The 19,688-nt window shown below is 67.2% G+C and carries 15 protein-coding genes and 1 tRNA gene; 3 read left to right on the top strand and 13 right to left on the bottom strand.

Annotation, left to right across the window (positions count from 1 at the left end):
* Positions 1-85: 85 nt before the first annotated feature.
* The 11 genes from ACFWY6_RS14430 to ACFWY6_RS14480 form a co-directional block, all read right to left on the bottom strand.
* Positions 86-3,985 (bottom strand): DNA-directed RNA polymerase subunit beta', encoded by a 3,900-nt coding sequence (locus ACFWY6_RS14430; protein WP_360768494.1) that lies wholly within the window; start codon positions 3,983-3,985, stop codon positions 86-88.
* Between the two features lie 97 nt (positions 3,986-4,082).
* Positions 4,083-7,568, bottom strand: a complete 3,486-nt coding sequence (gene rpoB / locus ACFWY6_RS14435) for a DNA-directed RNA polymerase subunit beta (RefSeq protein ID WP_361812440.1) — start codon at positions 7,566-7,568, stop codon at positions 4,083-4,085.
* A gap of 592 nt (positions 7,569-8,160) precedes the next feature.
* Positions 8,161-8,544, bottom strand: coding sequence for a 50S ribosomal protein L7/L12 (gene rplL, locus ACFWY6_RS14440; RefSeq protein ID WP_384689279.1), 384 nt, complete (start codon positions 8,542-8,544; stop codon positions 8,161-8,163).
* 113 nt (positions 8,545-8,657) lie between these two features.
* On the bottom strand, positions 8,658-9,188 hold the full coding sequence (rplJ, locus tag ACFWY6_RS14445; RefSeq protein ID WP_384689282.1) for a 50S ribosomal protein L10: 531 nt from the start codon (positions 9,186-9,188) through the stop codon (positions 8,658-8,660).
* A gap of 272 nt (positions 9,189-9,460) precedes the next feature.
* Complete coding sequence (locus ACFWY6_RS14450) at positions 9,461-10,450, bottom strand: hypothetical protein (protein ID WP_384689285.1); 990 nt, start codon at positions 10,448-10,450, stop codon at positions 9,461-9,463.
* Between the two features lie 62 nt (positions 10,451-10,512).
* Positions 10,513-11,409 carry a hypothetical protein gene (locus tag ACFWY6_RS14455; RefSeq protein WP_384689288.1) on the bottom strand — a complete coding sequence of 299 codons (897 nt, stop codon included), beginning with the start codon at positions 11,407-11,409 and terminating at the stop codon, positions 10,513-10,515.
* A gap of 155 nt (positions 11,410-11,564) precedes the next feature.
* On the bottom strand, positions 11,565-12,287 hold the full coding sequence (rplA, locus tag ACFWY6_RS14460; protein WP_360768477.1) for a 50S ribosomal protein L1: 723 nt from the start codon (positions 12,285-12,287) through the stop codon (positions 11,565-11,567).
* A gap of 86 nt (positions 12,288-12,373) precedes the next feature.
* Positions 12,374-12,808 carry a 50S ribosomal protein L11 gene (gene rplK, locus ACFWY6_RS14465; RefSeq protein WP_160506641.1) on the bottom strand — a complete coding sequence of 145 codons (435 nt, stop codon included), beginning with the start codon at positions 12,806-12,808 and terminating at the stop codon, positions 12,374-12,376.
* Positions 12,809-12,983: 175 nt separating this feature from the next.
* Complete coding sequence (gene nusG, locus ACFWY6_RS14470; RefSeq protein WP_384689293.1) at positions 12,984-13,862, bottom strand: transcription termination/antitermination protein NusG; 879 nt, start codon at positions 13,860-13,862, stop codon at positions 12,984-12,986.
* Between the two features lie 77 nt (positions 13,863-13,939).
* Positions 13,940-14,227 carry a preprotein translocase subunit SecE gene (secE, locus tag ACFWY6_RS14475; RefSeq protein WP_190084400.1) on the bottom strand — a complete coding sequence of 96 codons (288 nt, stop codon included), beginning with the start codon at positions 14,225-14,227 and terminating at the stop codon, positions 13,940-13,942.
* Positions 14,228-14,335: 108 nt separating this feature from the next.
* Positions 14,336-14,408 (bottom strand) — tRNA-Trp (locus ACFWY6_RS14480).
* A 181-nt stretch (positions 14,409-14,589) separates the two neighbouring features.
* Between ACFWY6_RS14480 and ACFWY6_RS14485 the strand changes: the two genes are divergently transcribed.
* Both ACFWY6_RS14485 and ACFWY6_RS14490 read left to right on the top strand, forming a co-directional pair.
* Positions 14,590-15,816, top strand: coding sequence for a pyridoxal phosphate-dependent aminotransferase (locus ACFWY6_RS14485; protein WP_360768471.1), 1,227 nt, complete (start codon positions 14,590-14,592; stop codon positions 15,814-15,816).
* Between the two features lie 140 nt (positions 15,817-15,956).
* Entirely contained in the window at positions 15,957-16,976 is a 1,020-nt protein-coding gene (locus ACFWY6_RS14490) for an adenosine deaminase (protein ID WP_384689297.1), read from the top strand.
* On the opposite strand, the gene ACFWY6_RS14495 is transcribed toward ACFWY6_RS14490, so the two are convergent.
* Positions 16,966-17,565: a TetR/AcrR family transcriptional regulator gene (locus tag ACFWY6_RS14495; protein ID WP_266863206.1), complete on the bottom strand. Its 600-nt coding sequence runs from the start codon at positions 17,563-17,565 to the stop codon at positions 16,966-16,968. The genes ACFWY6_RS14490 and ACFWY6_RS14495 overlap by 11 nt on opposite strands.
* 87 nt (positions 17,566-17,652) lie before the next feature.
* Between ACFWY6_RS14495 and ACFWY6_RS14500 the strand changes: the two genes are divergently transcribed.
* Entirely contained in the window at positions 17,653-18,291 is a 639-nt protein-coding gene (locus tag ACFWY6_RS14500) for an NAD(P)-dependent oxidoreductase (RefSeq protein WP_384689301.1), read from the top strand.
* Positions 18,292-18,342: 51 nt separating this feature from the next.
* Here ACFWY6_RS14500 and ACFWY6_RS14505 read toward each other — a convergent pair whose 3' ends face one another.
* Complete coding sequence (locus ACFWY6_RS14505) at positions 18,343-19,398, bottom strand: UDP-N-acetylmuramate dehydrogenase (RefSeq protein ID WP_384689304.1); 1,056 nt, start codon at positions 19,396-19,398, stop codon at positions 18,343-18,345.
* Positions 19,399-19,688: the final 290 nt, after the last annotated feature.

Genomic DNA, 19,688 nt, shown 5'->3' on the forward strand with positions numbered 1-19,688 from the left:
GGGAAACGCCGAAGGGCGGCCACCCCGCAGGGTGACCGCCCTTCAACTCAACTCAAGCGACCAACTCGCTCAAGAGGAGCCACGCCTACTGGTTGTAAGGCCCGTAGTCGTAGTCCTCCAGCGGAACAGCCTGGCCGGAGCCCGTGCCGAACGGCGAGTAGTCGATGTCGTCGTAGCCGACGGCCGAGTACATCGCAGCCTTGGCCTCTTCGGTCGGCTCCACCCGGATGTTGCGGTAGCGGGAGAGACCCGTACCGGCCGGGATGAGCTTACCGATGATGACGTTCTCCTTGAGGCCGATCAGGGAGTCGGACTTGGCGTTGATCGCCGCGTCCGTCAGGACCCTGGTCGTCTCCTGGAAGGAAGCCGCGGACAGCCACGACTCCGTCGCCAGCGAGGCCTTGGTGATACCCATCAGCTGCGGACGGCCGGAGGCCGGGTGGCCGCCTTCCGTCACGACTCGACGGTTCTCGGTCTCGAACTTCGAGCGCTCGACGAGCTCGCCCGGCAGCAGCTCCGCGTCGCCGGACTCGATGATCGTCACGCGGCGCAGCATCTGCCGGATGATGATCTCGATGTGCTTGTCGTGGATCGACACACCCTGCGAGTTGTAGACCTTCTGGACCTCGCCGACCAGGTGGACCTGGACCGCGCGCTGACCGAGGATCCGCAGCACGTCGTGCGGGTTGGTGGCACCGAAGGTGAGCTTCTGGCCCACCTCGACGTGGTCACCCTCGCGCACCAGGACCTTGGCACGCTTCGAGATCGGGAACGCCGTCTCGTCGCTGCCGTCGTCCGGGGTGACGACGAGCTTCTTCGTCTTCTCGGTCTCCTCGATGCGGACACGGCCCGCGGCCTCGGAGATCGGGGCGACACCCTTGGGCGTACGAGCCTCGAAGAGCTCGACGACACGGGGCAGACCCTGGGTGATGTCGTCACCGGCCACACCACCGGTGTGGAAGGTACGCATCGTCAGCTGCGTGCCGGGCTCACCGATGGACTGGGCGGCGATGATGCCGACCGCCTCACCGATGTCGACCAGCTTGCCGGTGGCGAGCGAACGGCCGTAGCAGAAGGCACAGGTGCCGACCGCGGACTCACAGGTCAGGACCGAGCGGGTCTTGACCTCCTCCACGCCGTTGGCGACCAAGGCGTCGATCAGGACGTCACCGAGGTCGACGTTGGCCGGCGCGATGACCTTGCCGTCGATGACGACGTCCTCGGCCAGCATGCGGGCGTACACCGAGGTCTCGACGTTCTCCGTCTTGCGGAGCACACCGTCCTCGCCCTTGACCGCGATCTTGAGCTTCAGACCGCGCTCGGTGCCACAGTCCTCCTCGCGAATGATGACGTCCTGCGAGACGTCGACCAGACGACGGGTGAGGTAACCGGAGTCGGCGGTACGGAGAGCCGTGTCCGCAAGACCCTTACGAGCACCGTGAGTCGAGATGAAGTACTCCAGCACCGACAGGCCCTCACGGAAGGAGGCCTTGATCGGGCGCGGGATCGTCTCGTTCTTGGCGTTCGACACCAGACCACGCATACCGGCGATCTGACGCATCTGCATCATGTTTCCTCGGGCACCCGAGTCAACCATCATGAAGATGGGGTTCGTCTTGGGGAAGTTCGCGTTCATCGCCTCGGCAACCTCGTTGGTCGCCTTGGTCCAGATCGCGATGAGCTCCTGCGTGCGCTCGTCCTTGGTGATCAGACCGCGCTCGTACTGCTTCTGGACCTTCTCGTCCTGCGCCTCGTAGCCCGCGACGATCGCCTTCTTGGCCTCGGGGACCACGACGTCGGAGATGGCCACGGTGACACCGGAACGGGTCGCCCAGAAGAAGCCCGCCGCCTTCAGGTTGTCGAGCGTCGCCGCCACGATGACCTTGGGGTAGCGCTCGGCCAGGTCGTTGACGATCTCGGAGAGCTGCTTCTTGCCCACCGAGTAGTCGACGAACGGGTAGTCCTCGGGCAGCAGCTCGTTGAAGAGCGCACGGCCCAGCGTCGTACGGAGACGGAAGCTGTCGCCCTGCTGGTACTCCTGCTCCCCTTCCTCGACGGCCGGCGGGGTCCAGCCGCGCGGCGGGATGGTGCCCACCGGGAAGCGGATGTCGACCTTCGCCTGGAGCGAGAGCTCCTTGGCGTCGAACGCCATGATCGCCTCGGCCGTGGAGCCGAAGGACCGGCCCTCGCCGATGACCTTGCGCTCTTCCTCGTCCGTGGTGAGGAAGAAGAGACCCAGGACCATGTCCTGCGTCGGCATCGTCACCGGGCGGCCGTCGGCCGGCTTGAGGATGTTGTTCGAGGACAGCATCAGGATGCGGGCCTCGGCCTGCGCCTCCGCGGAGAGCGGCAGGTGCACGGCCATCTGGTCACCGTCGAAGTCCGCGTTGAACGCGGTGCAGACGAGCGGGTGAATCTGAATGGCCTTGCCCTCGACCAGCTGCGGCTCGAAGGCCTGGATGCCGAGGCGGTGCAGCGTGGGCGCACGGTTCAGGAGAACCGGGTGCTCGGCGATGACCTCTTCCAGGACGTCGTACACGACCGTGCGGCCGCGCTCGACCATCCGCTTGGCCGACTTGATGTTCTGCGCGTGGTTCAAGTCGACCAGGCGCTTCATCACGAACGGCTTGAAGAGCTCCAGTGCCATGGCCTTCGGGAGACCACACTGGTGCAGCTTCAGCTGCGGACCGACGACGATCACGGAACGCGCGGAGTAGTCCACACGCTTACCGAGAAGGTTCTGACGGAATCGACCCTGCTTGCCCTTGAGCATGTCGCTGAGGGACTTCAGCGGACGGTTGCCGGGGCCCGTGACCGGGCGACCACGACGGCCGTTGTCGAAGAGGGCGTCGACCGCCTCCTGGAGCATGCGCTTCTCGTTGTTCACGATGATCTCGGGAGCACCGAGGTCGAGAAGCCGCTTCAGGCGGTTGTTGCGGTTGATGACACGGCGGTACAGGTCGTTCAGGTCGGAGGTCGCGAAGCGGCCACCGTCCAGCTGCACCATCGGACGCAGGTCCGGCGGGATGACCGGCACGCAGTCGAGCACCATGCCCTTGGGGCTGTTGCTGGTCTGCAGGAACGCGGAGACGACCTTGAGGCGCTTGAGCGCACGGGTCTTCTTCTGACCCTTGCCGGTACGGATGATCTCGCGAAGCCGCTCGGCTTCCTCATCCAGGTCGAACGACTCAAGGCGCTTCTGCAGAGCAGCGGCACCCATCGAACCGTCGAAGTACGTGCCGAAGCGGTCACGCAGCTCGCGGTAGAGCAGCTCGTCACCCTCCAGGTCCTGGACCTTGAGGTTCTTGAAGCGGTTCCAGACCTCGTCGAGACGGTCGATCTCGCGCTGCGCACGGTCACGCAGCTGCTTCATCTCACGCTCGGCACCTTCGCGCACCTTGCGGCGTACGTCGGCCTTGGCGCCCTCGGCCTCGAGCTCGGCCAGGTCGGTCTCGAGCTTCTTGGCGCGGGCCTCCAGGTCGGAGTCGCGACGGTTCTCGACCTGCTGACGCTCCACGGAGACGTGCGCCTCCAGGGAGGGCAGGTCACGCGTACGGCGCTCCTCGTCCACGAACGTGATCATGTACGCCGCGAAGTAGATGACCTTCTCGAGGTCCTTCGGGGCGAGATCAAGCAGGTAGCCGAGGCGCGACGGAACGCCCTTGAAGTACCAGATGTGCGTGACAGGGGCGGCCAGCTCAATGTGGCCCATCCGCTCACGACGCACCTTGGCGCGAGTGACCTCGACGCCGCAGCGCTCGCAGATGATGCCCTTGAAGCGGACACGCTTGTACTTACCGCAGTAGCACTCCCAGTCCCGGGTCGGACCGAAGATCTTCTCGCAGAAGAGTCCGTCCTTCTCGGGCTTCAGGGTGCGGTAGTTGATGGTCTCCGGCTTCTTGACCTCGCCGTGCGACCACTGTCGGATGTCGTCCGCGGTGGCAAGGCCGATCCGCAGCTCGTCGAAGAAGTTGACGTCGAGCACTTGTCGTCAATCCCTCTTTCGGGGTCGTGTCTCAATCATGGTCTGTACGGGTCCGGGGCAGGGCCGGGACCTCACGAGGAGGTCCCGGCCAGACCCGTCAGACCTCTTCGACGCTGCTCGGCTCGCGCCGGGACAGGTCGATGCCGAGCTCTTCCGCAGCGCGGAAGACGTCCTCGTCGGTGTCACGCATCTCGATGGACATGCCGTCCGAGGACAGCACCTCCACGTTGAGGCACAGGGACTGCATTTCCTTGATGAGCACCTTGAAGGACTCAGGAATGCCGGGCTCGGGGATGTTCTCGCCCTTGACGATGGCCTCGTAGACCTTCACGCGGCCGGTCACGTCGTCGGACTTGATCGTCAGCAGCTCCTGGAGTGCGTACGCGGCGCCATAAGCCTCGAGCGCCCACACCTCCATCTCACCGAAGCGCTGACCACCGAACTGAGCCTTACCACCCAGCGGCTGCTGGGTGATCATGGAGTACGGACCGGTCGAGCGGGCGTGCAGCTTGTCGTCGACCAGGTGGTGCAGCTTGAGGATGTACATGTACCCGATCGAGATCGGGTCCGGGAACGGCTCGCCGGAGCGTCCGTCGAACAGCCGCGCCTTGCCGGACGGGAGGACCATGCGGTCGCCGTCGCGGTTCGGGATGGTGTGCTCGAGGAGGCCGGACAGCTCGTCCTCGCGGGCGCCGTCGAAGACCGGAGTCGCGACGTTCGTCCGCGGGTCGACCTGGTCGGCGCCGATGCGCTGCAGGCTCTGCGCCCAGTCCTCGCTGAGACCGGAGACGTCCCAGCCCTGGCTGGCGAGCCAGCCGAGGTGGATCTCCAGGACCTGACCCGGGTTCATTCGGGACGGGACACCCAGCGGGTTGAGGATGATGTCGACGGGCGTGCCGTCCTCAAGGAAGGGCATGTCCTCGATCGGAAGGATCTTGGAGATGACGCCCTTGTTTCCGTGCCGACCGGCGAGCTTGTCACCGTCCGTGATCTTGCGCTTCTGCGCCACGTAGACACGAACCAGCTGGTTCACGCCCGGCGGCAGCTCGTCGCCCTCTTCACGGTCGAAGACGCGTACGCCGATGACCTTGCCGATCTCGCCGTGCGGCACCTTCAGCGAGGTGTCGCGCACCTCGCGCGCCTTCTCACCGAAGATCGCGCGGAGCAGGCGCTCCTCCGGCGTCAGCTCGGTCTCACCCTTGGGCGTGACCTTGCCGACGAGGATGTCGCCGGCGACGACCTCGGCACCGATACGGATGATGCCGCGCTCGTCGAGGTCGGCGAGGACCTCCTCGGAGACGTTCGGGATGTCCCGGGTGATCTCCTCCGGGCCGAGCTTGGTGTCACGGGCGTCGACCTCGTGCTCCTCGATGTGGATCGAGGAGAGGACGTCGTCCTGCACGAGGCGCTGCGACAGGATGATCGCGTCCTCGTAGTTGTGACCTTCCCAGGGCATGAAGGCGACGAGCAGGTTCTTGCCCAGCGCCATCTCGCCTTCCTCGGTCGCGGGACCGTCGGCCAGAACCTGGCCCTCGATCACGCGGGCGCCCTCGTCGACGACAACCTTCTGGTTGACGGAGGTGCCCTGGTTCGACCGGGAGAACTTGGCGATGCGGTACGTGGTGTACGTGCCGTCGTCGTTGGTGACCGTGACGTAGTCCGCGGAGACCTCCTGGACCACACCCGCCTTCTCGGCCTTGATCACGTCACCGGCGTCGACCGCACAGCGGTACTCCATGCCGGTGCCGACGAGGGGGGCCTCGGCGGTGATCAGCGGCACGGCCTGACGCATCATGTTCGCGCCCATGAGGGCACGGTTGGCGTCGTCGTGCTCGAGGAACGGGATCATCGCGGTCGCGACCGACACCATCTGGCGCGGCGAGACGTCCATGTAGTCGACGTCGTCGCCGGGGATGTAGTCGATCTCGCCGCCACGACGGCGGACCAGGACGCGCGACTCGGTGAAGCGCATGTCCTCACCCAGCACGGCGTTGGCCTGGGCGATCACGAAGCGGTCTTCTTCGTCGGCCGTCAGGTAGTCGACGTCGTCGGTGACGACGCCCTCGACGACCTTGCGGTACGGCGTCTCGACGAAGCCGAACGCGTTGACGCGGCCGTACGAGGCGAGCGAACCGATCAGACCGATGTTCGGGCCTTCAGGGGTCTCGATCGGGCACATGCGGCCGTAGTGAGACGGGTGCACGTCACGGACCTCGAAGCCGGCCCGCTCACGGGAGAGACCACCCGGGCCAAGCGCCGACAGACGGCGCTTGTGGGTGAGACCCGACAGCGGGTTGTTCTGGTCCATGAACTGCGACAGCTGGCTGGTGCCGAAGAACTCCTTGATGGAGGCGACGACCGGCCGGATGTTGATCAGGGTCTGCGGCGTGATCGCCTCGACGTCCTGAGTCGTCATGCGCTCACGCACGACGCGCTCCATACGAGCCAGACCCGTGCGGACCTGGTTCTGGATGAGCTCGCCGACGTTGCGCAGACGACGGTTGCCGAAGTGGTCGATGTCGTCGGTCTCGACGACGATCGACGTGCCGCTGTCGCCAACGGTCTCGGTCTCACCGGCGTGCAGCTTCACCAGGTACTTGATCGAGGCGATGATGTCCTCGACCGTGAGGATGCCCGCGTCGAGCGGAGCGTCCGCACCCAGCTTCTTGTTCACCTTGTAGCGGCCGACCTTCGCGAGGTCGTAGCGCTTCGGGTTGAAGTAGAGGTTCTCAAGAAGCGTCTGGGCGGCCTCACGGGTCGGCGGCTCGCCCGGACGCAGCTTGCGGTAGATGTCGAGCAGCGCGTCGTCCTGGCCCTGGGTGTGGTCCTTCTCCAGGGTGGCGCGCATGGACTCGTACTCGCCGAACTCCTCGAGGATCTGCTCGGTCGTCCAACCGAGAGCCTTGAGCAGAACGGTGACCGACTGCTTGCGCTTGCGGTCGATGCGCACACCGACCATGTCGCGCTTGTCGATCTCCATCTCCAGCCAGGCACCCCGGGACGGGATGATCTTGGCGGAGAAGATGTCCTTGTCGGACGTCTTGTCGATCGAGGAATCGAAGTAAACACCGGGCGAACGGACCAGCTGCGACACGACGACACGCTCGGTGCCGTTGATGACGAAGGTGCCCTTGTTCGTCATGAGCGGGAAGTCGCCCATGAAGACCGTCTGCGACTTGATCTCGCCGGTCTCGTTGTTGGTGAACTCAGCCGTGACGAAGAGCGGGGCGGCGAACGTGAAGTCGCGCTCCTTGCACTCGTCGATGGAGTTCTTCGGAGGCTCAAAACGGTGGTCGCGGAACGTCAGCGACATCGACCCAGAGAAGTCCTCGATCGGAGAGATCTCCTCGAAGATCTCTTCCAGACCGGACTTGGTGGGGACGTCCTGTCCGCTGTCCAGAGCCGCCTCGACACGAGCCTTCCACGCTTCATTGCCGAGCAGCCAGTCAAAGCTCTCGGTCTGCAGCGCAAGAAGGTTCGGAACCTCGAGGGGCTCCTTGATCTTTGCAAAGGAGATGCGCAGCGGGGCGGTGCTGGCGCCGTTGTTCGTATTCGCGGTCGAGGCAGTGCGCGAGGCGGCCAAGAGGGGGTCCTTCCGAGGGCTCGGACTCACTACGCGCGTACCGGTCCCAGGCTGGACACAGGGACAGAATTCCCAGGTCAGGGAAGACTCGGTCCACGGTGCTCAAGCATGGGCATGCCCCTGGTGACGGGCAGGAGGCAGCTAACAGGCAGCGCAAAGGGTCAGTGTAGCCACTAGGCCCACTGATGTCCAGTGCGGGTTTTGGGAGACCCTCGTTTTTCTCAACACCTGCGGCAAGCCACGTCCTCAACGCACATCGATACTGCCCTCTTCGCCGCCGATCCATGCCTCGGATGCGGATCGTTGTGACGACGCGTCCTGAGAATTGCGCGCTGCGTGCGGTTCGTCAAGGCCCCCCTGCCTCCACATGGCCCCGACGCGGCCCTGGGACCGTCACCGTCACGGGTCGTCCCGAGGCACAACGAAGATCACCATACTCGTCGCGACCGGCAGCGCAAGGCAGCCGTCACGGGTGCGCCGGGGAACGCCGAAGGGCGACCACCCAGATGGGTGATCGCCCTTGGCAAGCGCCGCTGACGGCGCTCAGAGAGAGCCCAGAAGGCTCTCAGAAAGAGTCAGACGACTCGCGAGGTCACTTGACCTCGACGGAGGCGCCGGCGCCCTTGAGGGCCTCGGCGGCCTTCTCCGCGGCGTCCTTGGCGACCTTCTCGAGGACCGGCTTCGGGGTGCCGTCGACGAGGTCCTTGGCCTCCTTGAGACCCAGCGAGGTCAGCTCACGCACGACCTTGATGACCTGGATCTTCTTCTCGCCGGCGCCGGTGAGGATGACGTCGAACTCGTCCTGCTCGGCCTCGGCCTCGGCCGGAGCGGCAGCGCCACCCGCGACGGCAACGGCGGCCGGAGCGGCGGCGGTGACGTCGAACTTCTCCTCGAACGCCTTCACGAACTCGGAGAGCTCGATGAGGGTGAGCTCCTCGAACTGGGCGAGCAGGTCTTCCTGGCTGAGCTTCGCCATGATGGGCGATCCTTCCACTAATTCGGCTGGTGCCGGGTGTGTATGTAGGCGGGCGTACGTTCGGCCCGCTGCGACCGGCGCCCTAGCGGGCGTCGATCAATGCGCGAGCCGAATTACTCGGCACCGCCCTGCTCGGCCTTCTTGGCACGAAGCGCCTCCGCGGTGCGGACGAACTTCGAGGGAAGCGCCTGGAAGAGCGCGGCAGCCTGGGACTGCTTGCCCTTCATGGCGCCCGCCAGCTTGGCGAGCAGAACCTCGCGGGACTCGAGGTCCGCGAGCTTCTTGATCTCATCAGCGGTCAGCGCCTTACCGTCAAGGACACCGCCCTTGATGATGAGGTTGGGGTTGTCCTTGGCGAAGTCACGAAGACCCTTCGCCGACTCCACCGGGTCACCGGTGACGAAGGCAACTGCCGTCGGACCGTTGAACTGGTCGTCGAGCGAGGTGATCCCGGCCGCGTTGGCCGCGATCTTGGTCAGCGTGTTCTTCACCACGGCGTACTCGGAGTTCTCACCGAGCGAACGGCGCAGCTGCTTGAGCTGGGCCACGGTGAGACCCCGGTACTCGGTCAGCACGGCGGCGTTCGAGCTGCGGAACTTGTCCGTGAGCTCGGCTACCGCGGCAGCCTTGTCGGGCGTCGGCATAGAGCGTCGGCCTCCTTCCGGGTGATGAGGACCGCTCAGAAGGGGCTGACAAAACAAAACGCCCCGGCACAGGTGCACGGGGCGTGAGCTCGACCTGACGGAATCCCGTCCGGGAGCACTTCCACAGTCACCTGCGCGGGTCGTCCGCAGTTTCAGCGGATCCTTCGGCCACCGCACTCTCTTGCGAGCGCACGGCAACGACCAGCGGTCTTTGGCTTCTGGGGAAGAGTACGCGAACGGGATCGCGTCAAGCAAATCGGTCAGCGGGCCACTCAGAAGCCGCTGTCGGCTCCGGAGCCTGCACCGTCCTTGCCGAGTTCGCCGAGCTCCTTGAACATCTCCATCAGATCGAAGGTCTCCTTGGCCGGCGGCGCGGTCACCTTGGCGGCGGCGCCGTAGTCGGAGAACTTCTGCGAGGTCTTCATCGTGCCCTCGGGGCTCTTGACGTCGATGTCCATGCGGACGGGGTAGTCGTCCTCGTTGACCCAGACCTCGGTGTCGTACCCCTTGATCCCGGACTTCTCGATGCCCTTGAAGAGCTCATCGCGCTCGCTCTTGCTGAGCACGTCGTCGAGCCCCTTGTTGCTCTCCATCATTTCCTTGACGGTGAGCCGGCCCTTGTAGCGCTGCGTCTGTACGCCGTCGACCTTCGCGGAGCCGACGTGCTTCAGGTTCGGCGAGTCCAGGAGCAGCGCGAGCTGCTGCGCCGGGTCCTGGTTCATGCTGTCCAGGCCGCCGGTCATCTGCTTCGCGAGCTTCGGGTCACCGGCCTGCTCGGCGATGGCGTTGAGGTCCATCTTCACCCAGCGCTTGCCGTCCATGCCCATACCCATGCCCTTGGCCGCGGCCTCGCCCATGTCCATGTACATCACGTTGTCGCGCCAGAGCATCCGGACCTTCTCCGGAGCGTCCGGGTCGCCCGCCGTGAGCGCGGAGCCCGTCATCGTCATATCCATGACGGTCGGGTCCCAGCCCATGACGCCGGACATCTTCATCGTGCCGCCGCCGTCCATCTTCGACGGCATCGACATCGTCATCTCGACCTTGGCCGACTTGGCGGCCGACGTCTTCTTGTACGCCGCCGTGATGACCTCGGTCACCTGCGACCGGGACTGGGTCTCCCCCGAGCCCGCCCCCTTGGTCTTCTTGCCGCCGTCGGAGCCCTGGCAGGCCACCGCGCCGGTACAGAGCAGCGCGGTGGCGAGCACGGCGCCCGCCACTCTCTTACGTCCCTTGTCCCCACGTACGGAAACAACAGTCATGACCCCACCCCTAGGAACACATGAACGACATATTTCGTGGCGAGACTACCTGACCTCCGAGGTCAGGCCTGCGGCTGCTGCTTCATGAGGTCCTTGAAGCTCACCGTGTCCGAGGCCGGGGGCTTCTCGACGGTGACCGGGGTGCCGTAGTCGCTGTAGTAGACCGTCTGGGAGAAGGCGCCGGTCTTCATGTCGGCCTTCTCGGTCTTCTTGACCAGCAGGTCGTCGCCGTTCACCCAGATGTCGATCGTCTCGGTGCTCATGCCGGCCTGGCTGAACTGCTTCTTCAGCTCGGCCAGTTGACCCGCGTCGAGGTCCGCGTTCTTGCCGGTGAAGTCGGCGACGTCGACGACTCCGGAGTAGTGCGTCGTCTTGGTCCCGCGCACCGTCTCCTCGCCCACGCGCTTCACGTCGCCCGAGGCAAGCAGCATCTTGACCGACTGGTTCGGGGTGGTGTTCTGCATCTGGTCCTTGAAGGCGGAGCCGGCGGCGCCGCCCATCTCGGCCAGCGTGGCGTAGTCGTACTCGATCCAGTGCTTGCCGCCGCCCGCCTGGGACGCGAACTCGTCGCCCATGTTGGCGTAGAAGCCGGTCTTCAGATAGCGGTAGTCGATCTCCGACTGCCCCATCTGCTTCATCTGCTCGGCCTGGGTGCCGCCGGTGAGCGTCGCGGTGACGTTGCCGGTGATGCCGTCCTTCCAGGCCATGGAGCCGTCCATGTCCATCGACATCTGAGTGCCCATCACCGTCTTGCCCTCGACCTTGGCCGAATCGGCGTCGTCGGTCTTGGTCTCGATGGTGCGCAGGGCGGCTATCGGGCTGAGGTCCGGCGAGCCCTTGCCCTTGCCTTCGCTTTCACCGCCCCCGGAACCGCCGGAGGAGCCACAGGCCGCGACCCCGGTCAGCGCGGCGGCCACCGCGATCGAGAGACCCGCACGTCGCATGGTCGTGCTGTTCATGCCGTCCCACCCCTTGTACTCGTGTGAAGCCTGCACGCTAGCGCAGTCCTCTGACAGCTCAGACGGACATGCGCTAATACGAGGACGGGCCCCCCACCTCGAAAGGTTGCGGGGCCCGTCCACAGAACGCGTACGCGACGCGGCTGCCGTCAGATTCAGACGGCGGCCGGGTCCTCCTCGACGAGGAGGTTGCGGGTGCGGTTGCTGTCCAGCGGAATGCCGGGGCCCATCGTGGTGGTGAGCGCGGCCTTCTTGATGTAGCGACCCTTGGCGGCCGACGGCTTCAGACGGAGGACTTCCTCCAGCGCCGCGGCGTAGTTCTCCACCAGCTTGGTGTCGTCGAAGGACACCTTGCCGATGATGAAGTGCAGGTTCGAGTGCTTGTCGACGCGGAACTCGATCTTGCCGCCCTTGATGTCGTTGACAGCCTTCACGACGTCGGGGGTGACGGTGCCGGTCTTCGGGTTCGGCATCAGACCACGCGGACCGAGCACGCGGCCGAGGCGGCCGACCTTGCCCATGAGGTCCGGGGTGGCGACGACGGCGTCGAAGTCCAGGCGGCCCTTCGCGACCTCGTCGATCAGCTCGTCGGCGCCGACGATGTCGGCCCCAGCGGCTTCCGCGGCCGCAGCACGGTCACCGGTCGCGAAGACCAGGACCCGGGCGGTCTTGCCGGTGCCGTGCGGGAGGTTCACGGTGCCACGGACCATCTGGTCGGCCTTGCGCGGGTCGACACCCAGGCGGAAGGCGACCTCGACGGTGCCGTCGAACTTGGTCGCGGAGGTCTCCTTGGCGAGACGGACGGCCTCGAGCGGGGCGTACAGCTTCTCCCGGTCGATCTTGGCGTCCGCAGCGCGGAGAGTCTTGCTGCGCTTCACTTCTGCTCCTGTTGGTTCAGGTATGGAGTCGTGGTGCGGACCAGCGCTTGGCCCTACCACTGAGAAAGGTCAGACGGGGGAGGTTCTCAGCCCTCGACCGTGATGCCCATGGAGCGGGCGGTGCCGGCGATGATCTTCGACGCGGCGTCCAGGTCGTTCGCGTTGAGGTCTTCCATCTTGGTGGTGGCGATCTCGCGGACCTGCGCCTCGGTGATCTTGGCGACCTTGGTCTTGTGCGGCTCGCCGGAGCCCTTCTCGACACCCGCGGCCTTGAGGATCATCTTGGCGGCCGGCGGAGTCTTGGTCACGAAGGTGAAGGAACGGTCTTCGTAGACCGTGATCTCCACCGGGATGACCCAGCCACGCTGCGACTCGGTCGCGGCGTTGTAGGCCTTGCAGAACTCCATGATGTTGACGCCATGCTGGCCCAGCGCGGGGCCGACCGGCGGAGCCGGGTTGGCGGCACCGGCCTGGATCTGGAGCTTGATGAGCCCCGTGACCTTCTTCTTCTTGGGAGGCATTGCTCTCTCCGGGTCCTAGTGAGAGTTTTCAGCCACCGTCCGGTCATCCGGATGGAGGCATACCGCACAACGATAACGGGTATAGTCGCGCAGCTAAAAACCGAGCAGGTCAGACCGGCTTTGACAGCCCGTCTGACCTGGTCGGAAGCGTGTGTTCCAGAGAAAGCCGCGAAGGCTAGTTCTTCTGGATCTGGTCGAAGCTGAGCTCGACCGGGGTCTCGCGGCCGAAGATCTCGACGAGGCCCTTGACCTTCTTCGAGTCGGCGTTGATCTCGTTGATCGTCGCCTGCAGCGTCGCGAACGGGCCGTCGGTGACGGTGACCGAGTCGCCCACCTCGAAGTCCAGGACCTGGACCTCGACCTTGCGCTGCGGAGCGGGCTTGCCCTCGGCCTCGGCGGCCTCGCGGGCGGCCTTCTCCTCGGCCTCCGGAGCGAGCATCTTGACGATCTCGTCCAGGGTCAGCGGGTACGGGTCGTAGGCGTTGCCCACGAAGCCGGTGACGCCGGGGGTGTTGCGGACGACGCCCCAGGACTCGTTCGTCAGGTCCATGCGCACCAGGACGTAGCCGGGGAGCTTGTTCTGACGGATCGTCTTGCGCTCGCCGTTCTTGATCTGCGCGACCTCTTCCTGCGGCACCTCGGCCTGGAAGATGAAGTCCTCGACGTTCAGCGAGACGGCACGCTGCTCGAGGTTGGTCTTCACGCGGTTCTCGTAACCGGCGTACGTGTGGATGACGTACCACTCGCCGGGGAGGGTGCGGAGCTCCTCGCGCAGGGCGACGATCGGGTCGACCGGCTCGGCCTCCTCCTCGTCCTCGACGGACTCGGCGGCCTCAGCGGCTTCGCCGGCCTCCTGGGTCTCGTCCTCGGCGTCGGCTTCGTCACCGGGCTCGGTCTCGACGTGCAGGGCCGCCTCCTCGGCGGCTACGCCCGCGGCGGCGTCGGCAGCTTCGGCCTGGTCCGGGTCCTCGGCGTCCGCCGCCTCGACGATGTCGAGCTGGTCCTCCACGGACTCCGCCGACTCGATGGCGTCGTTCAGGTTCGGGTCAGACACGGTGGCTGCTTCTTCCTGGATACAGAGGGGTGGAACGCGCGAAATGGGCGCCGGGAACGGCGCCCTTCGCTCTCGGCTCAGCCGAAGACGTACTTGACGGCCTGGTTGAACCCATAGTCAATCACGGTCACGAGGCCGATCATGATGACGACGAAGACAATCACCACGGTGGTGTACGTCGTGAGCTGACTGCGAGTCGGCCAGACGACCTTGCGGAGCTCCGCGACGATCTGGCGGTAGAAGAGCGCGAGACGGCCGAAGGGGCCCTTCTTGCCGCGCTTGCCGCCCTTGCGGGCCTTCTTCTTGGACTCCGGCGCCTCGTCCTGGGCATCAGGCATGTCGATGGAGCCCACGGCGTCCGTCACTCGTCCTCACCTGATTCCGGGTCGTGGCCGTGCCGCGCCCGGTTGAGCCGCACGGCGGTGCATTGCAGTACGTACATGCGCACACATCCTGGCGAAAGGTGTGTGTAGCAGGGCCGGAGGGACTTGAACCCCCAACCGCTGGTTTTGGAGACCAGTGCTCTACCAATTGAGCTACGACCCTTTGATTTCCCCCAACCTACCGCATCCGTCCCGGTGCACAGAGTGCGTTGAGAGGGCGCGGCCGGTGAGGGCCAACGAGCAGTGAGTGTACGTGCTCAGCGGCGCCCCGTCGAACAGCTTCAGATCCGGTGGTCATGGAAACGGGCGTGCCGGGGCGGTTTCGGGTCTGGAACGATGGGGTCATGAGCGCTGCCACTTCTCCCACCGAGCGCCGGGTCTCCGCCCGCATCGGCGCGATCTCCGAGTCCGCGACCCTCGCCGTAGACGCCAAGGCGAAGGCCCTCAAGGCCGCAGGACGGCCGGTGATCGGGTTCGGTGCGGGTGAGCCCGACTTCCCGACGCCCGACTACATCGTCGAGGCCGCCATCGAGGCCTGCAAGAACCCGAAGTACCACCGCTACACGCCGGCGGGCGGGCTTCCCGAGCTCAAGGCCGCGATCGCCGCGAAGACGCTGCGCGACTCCGGTTACGAGCCCGAGGTCTCCCAGATCCTGGTGACGAACGGCGGCAAGCAGGCCATCTACGAGGCGTTCGCCGCGATCCTCGACCCGGGCGACGAGGTCATCGTCCCGGCTCCGTACTGGACGACGTACCCGGAGTCGATCCGCCTCGCGGGCGGTGTGCCGGTCGAGGTCGTGGCCGACGAGACCACGGGCTACCGCGTGTCCGTGGAGCAGTTGGAGGCCGCTCGCACGGAGCGCACGAAGGTCGTCCTCTTCGTGTCGCCGTCCAACCCGACGGGCGCCGTCTACAACCGGGCCGACGCCGAGGCGATCGGCCGCTGGGCCGTCGAGCACGGCCTGTGGGTCCTGACCGACGAGATCTACGAACACCTCGTCTACGGAGACGCGACGTTCACCTCGCTCCCCGCGCTCCTGCCCGAGCTGCGCGACAAGTGCATCGTGGTCAACGGCGTTGCCAAGACGTATGCGATGACCGGCTGGCGGGTGGGCTGGATCATCGGCCCGAAGGACGTCGTGAAGGCCGCGACGAACCTCCAGTCGCACGCCACGTCGAACGTCTCCAATGTCGCGCAGGTGGCCGCCATCGCCGCCGTCTCCGGCGATCTGACCGCCGTCGAGAAGATGCGCGAGGCCTTCGACCGGCGCCGCAAGACCATCGTGCGGATGCTGAACGAGATCGACGGCGTGTTCTGCCCGGAGCCCGAGGGCGCCTTCTACGCGTACCCCTCGGTGAAGGCCCTCATCGGCAAGGAGATCCGCGGCAAGCGCCCGCAGAACTCCGTCGAGCTCGCCGCGCTGATCCTGGAGGAGGCCGAGGTCGCGGTCGTTCCGGGCGAGGCCTTCGGGACGCCGGGTTACCTGCGTCTTTCGTACGCCCTGGGTGACGAGGACCTCGTCGAGGGCGTCTCGCGGATCCAGAAGCTGCTGGCCGAGGCCCGCGACTAGGGCCGCCGGTTTTCGCGCTCCACGCGCGCGTGCGGGCCGTCTCCCCTCTCCGGGGAGGCGGCCCGTTTCTTCGTTCGGGGAAGGCCCCGAAGGTGGAAAGGCGCTACCGGGACGCCATGTGCGTACGGCAAGATCCTTGGATGGAGCGTGTACGAGACGTAAGAGAGCTGCCGAAGGCCCATCTGCATCTGCACTTCACCGGGTCGATGCGGCCCACGACCCTGCTCGAACTCGCCGACAAGTACGGCGTGCGGCTCCCGGAGGCGCTGACCGGCGCGGAGCCGCCGAAGCTCCGGGCGACCGATGAGCGCGGCTGGTTCCGCTTCCAGCGGCTCTATGACGCCGCGCGCTCCTGTCTGCGCGAGCCCGAGGACATCCAGCGCCTGGTGCGGGAGGCCGCCGAGGAGGATCTGCGGGACGGGTCGGGGTGGCTGGAGATCCAGGTCGACCCGACGTCGTACGCGCCGCGGCTCGGTGGGCTCATCCCGGCCCTGGAAATCATCCTGGACGCCGTCGAGAGCGCCTCGCGGGAGACCGGCCTCGGAATGCGCGTGCTGGTCGCCGCGAACCGCATGAAGCACCCGCTGGACGCCCGCACGCTGGCTCGGCTCGCGGTGCGGTACGCGGACCGGGGCATCGTCGGCTTCGGGCTCTCGAACGACGAACGCCGGGGCATGGCGCGGGACTTCGACCGGGCCTTCTCGATCGCGCGCGACGGCGGGCTGCTCGCGGCGCCGCACGGCGGTGAGCTGACCGGGCCCGCGTCGGTGCGGGACTGCCTGGACGACCTGCACGCGGCGCGGATCGGCCACGGGGTGCGGGCCGCCGAGGACCCGCGGCTCCTGAAGCGGCTCGCGGACCGGGGCGTGACGTGCGAGGTCTGCCCGGCGTCGAACGTCGCGCTCGGCGTCTACGAGAAGCCCGAGGACGTGCCGCTGCGGACGCTGTTCGACGCCGGGGTGCCGATGGCGCTGGGGGCCGACGACCCGCTGCTCTTCGGGTCGCGGCTCGCCGCCCAGTACGAGATCGCGCGGGGGCACCACGACTTCTCGGACGCCGAACTCGCCGAACTGGCCCGGCAGTCGGTCCGCGGCTCGGCGGCACCCGTCGACGTACAGGAGAAGCTGCTGTCCGGGATCGAGGAGTGGCTCAGCGGCTGATGCCCGCCAGGAGGGTGCGGGCGAGGGCGGCCGCGAACTCGTCGACGGGCTGCGGGGGCCGTTTGCCGACCGTGGAGTCGTAGGCGAAGGCTCGCTGGGCGCAGGCGCCAAGGAGCAGTGAGGCGGCGGCGAAGGTGTCGGCCCCCGGGTCGATGCGGCCGGCGTCGCGTTCGGCGCGGAGATAGGCGTCGAGGGCCTCGATGGGCATGTGCGGGCCCGTGCCCATCTCCCGCATGGAGTCCTCGTGGCGGCGCTTGAGCTTGGTCTCGGCGTAGAGGGACGCGGCGATCGGGAAACTCTCGGCGTAGAAGTGGCTGGCCAGGCGGGCGATCTCGGCGAGGTTCTCCTCCACCGGGCGCTCCCCCGGGTCCTCGGCGAGGCGGTGGAGCAGCGGGCCCAGGCGGGGCAGCCGCTCCTGGAGGACGCCCACGAACAGCTCTTCCTTGCTGGCGAAGTGCTTGTAGAGCGCCGCTTCGGAGCAGCCCGCCGCTTTCGCGATCTCCTTGGTGGTGGCACGGGAGAGGCCGACGGTGAGCATGAGTTCATGGGCCGCGTCGAGGATGCGGGCCCGGGTGGGCTTCATCTGCATGTGCCGTCCAACCAGGCTTGACGAAGGGGTGAGCGGATACTCACTCTAGGGGTGAGTGAACACTTACCCACCTGGGGAGGGTACGCAATGAAGCTCACGGTTTTCGGTGCGACCGGCGGTGTCGGCGGGGAGATCGTCCGGCAGGCGCTCGCCACGGGGCACGAGGTCACGGCCGTCGTGCGCGACCCCGCGCGGCTCTCGGCGACGGGAGCCGGCCTGGAAGTCTTCCGTGCCGACCTGAAGGACCCGGAGTCGCTGCGGGGCGCGGTGGCCGGGCGGGACGCGGTGCTCTCGGGGCTCGGGGCGCGCGGGACGGCGGACGCCCGGACGGGGGTGGCGACCACCCTCACCCGGTCGGTGGTGCATGCCATGGAGGCCGAGGGGGTGCGCAGGCTGGTGGTGGTGAGCGCGGCGCCGGTCGGCCCGCCCGCCGAGCGTCAGCCGGTGATCGACCGGATCGCGGGATCCCTGGTCAGCAGGATCCTGAAGGCGGTGTACGACGATCTGCGGGCCATGGAGGCCGAGCTGGCGCGCAGCGCGACGGACTGGACGTCCGTGCGCCCGCCGCGACTCCAGGACAAGCCGGCGACGGGCGTCTACCGCCGGGTGGTCGGGGGCACTCCGGTCAGCGGCAGGTTCATCGGCAGGGCCGATGTGGCACACGCGATGCTGGCGACCATCGACGACCTGGCGACGGTGAAGCAGGGCGTGGGCGTCGCCTACTAGTGGCGGCTTAGTGGCCGCCTCGCGGCCAGCCGCCCTCTACGTAGAAGGCGGCTACAGGCTGACGCCCACCGTCACCGGCTCGTTGACCAGCGTGACCCCGAAGGCGTCCCGCACTCCGGCGACGACCTCGCGGGCGAGGGCCAGGAGGTCCTCCGTGGTCGCGCCGCCGCGGTTGGTGAGGGCGAGGGTGTGCTTGGTGGAGATGCGGGCCCGGCCTTCGCCGTAGCCCTTGGTGAAGCCCGCCTTGTCGATCAGCCAGGCGGCGGAGGTCTTCACGCGGCCGTCGTCCGTCGGGAAGGCGGGAGGCGCGACATCCGGGCCGAGGCGGTCGGCCACGCGCGCGTGGAAGACGGTGAACTCGTCCTCGGTGAGGATCGGGTTGGTGAAGAACGACCCGGCCGACCAGCTGTCGTGGTCCTCGGGGTCGAGCACCATGCCCTTGCCCGCGCGGAGCTTCAGGACGGTCTCGCGGGCGACAGCGGCCGGGACCCGGTCGCCCGCCTGCACGCCGAGCGTGCGGGCCGTCTCCGGGTACTTGATCGGGGCGCTCATCCCCTGGGCGTCCTCCAGGGCGAAGCGCACCCGCAGGACCACGAAGCGGTCCGGATCGGCCTTGAAACGACTGTGACGGTACGAGAAGTCGCACTCGGCGTTCGCGATGGTGACCGTCTCGTAGCTCTTCCTGTCGTAAGCGATCACCTCGGTGATCGTCGACGAGACCTCCTGGCCGTACGCCCCCACGTTCTGGATCGGCGTCGCGCCCGCCGAGCCGGGGATTCCGGCGAGGCACTCGATGCCCGCGAGCCCGGCCTCCACGGCGCGGGCGACGGCGTCGGTCCACACCTCACCGGCGGCGAGCTCCAGCTTCGTACCGTCGAGCTCGAAGCCCTTGGTGGCGATGCGCAGCGCCGTGCCGTCGAAGCCCTTGTCCCCGATGACGAGGTTCGAGCCGCCGCCGATGAGCAGCAGCGGGGTCCCGGAGTCATCGGCCTCACGGACGGCGGCGATCACCTCGGCGTCGGTCGTCGCGGTGATCAGACGGGTCGCGGGGCCACCGAGCCGGAAGGTGGTCAGCGGGGCGAGGGGGGCATCGTGGAGTTCCTGCACGTGCTCAAGAGTACGGTCCGTGGCCCCACCGCTCGGGCGGGGCCACGGACCGTGCGGGCCGAGGGAGGTCAGGGCCGGTCAGCGCCGGTTCACACAGCGGCCACGGAGCGCTTCTCGGCCTTCACACGCCCGCCGGGGTGCGCTCGGCCACCGGCCCGTCGGATACCGGAGCCGTGACGGCCGCGGCCCCGCCCGCCGGGGCGCCCGGGCGCCGCCCCCCCGCCCCCCCCGCCCCGCGCACGTAGTCCGCGCCCCCCCCGCCCCCCCACCAGCCGCGCCCCCCCAAACGC

Origin of the sequence: Streptomyces sp. NPDC059037 (assembly GCF_042740015.1) — a bacterium.
Classification (GTDB): Bacteria; Actinomycetota; Actinomycetes; order Streptomycetales; family Streptomycetaceae; genus Streptomyces.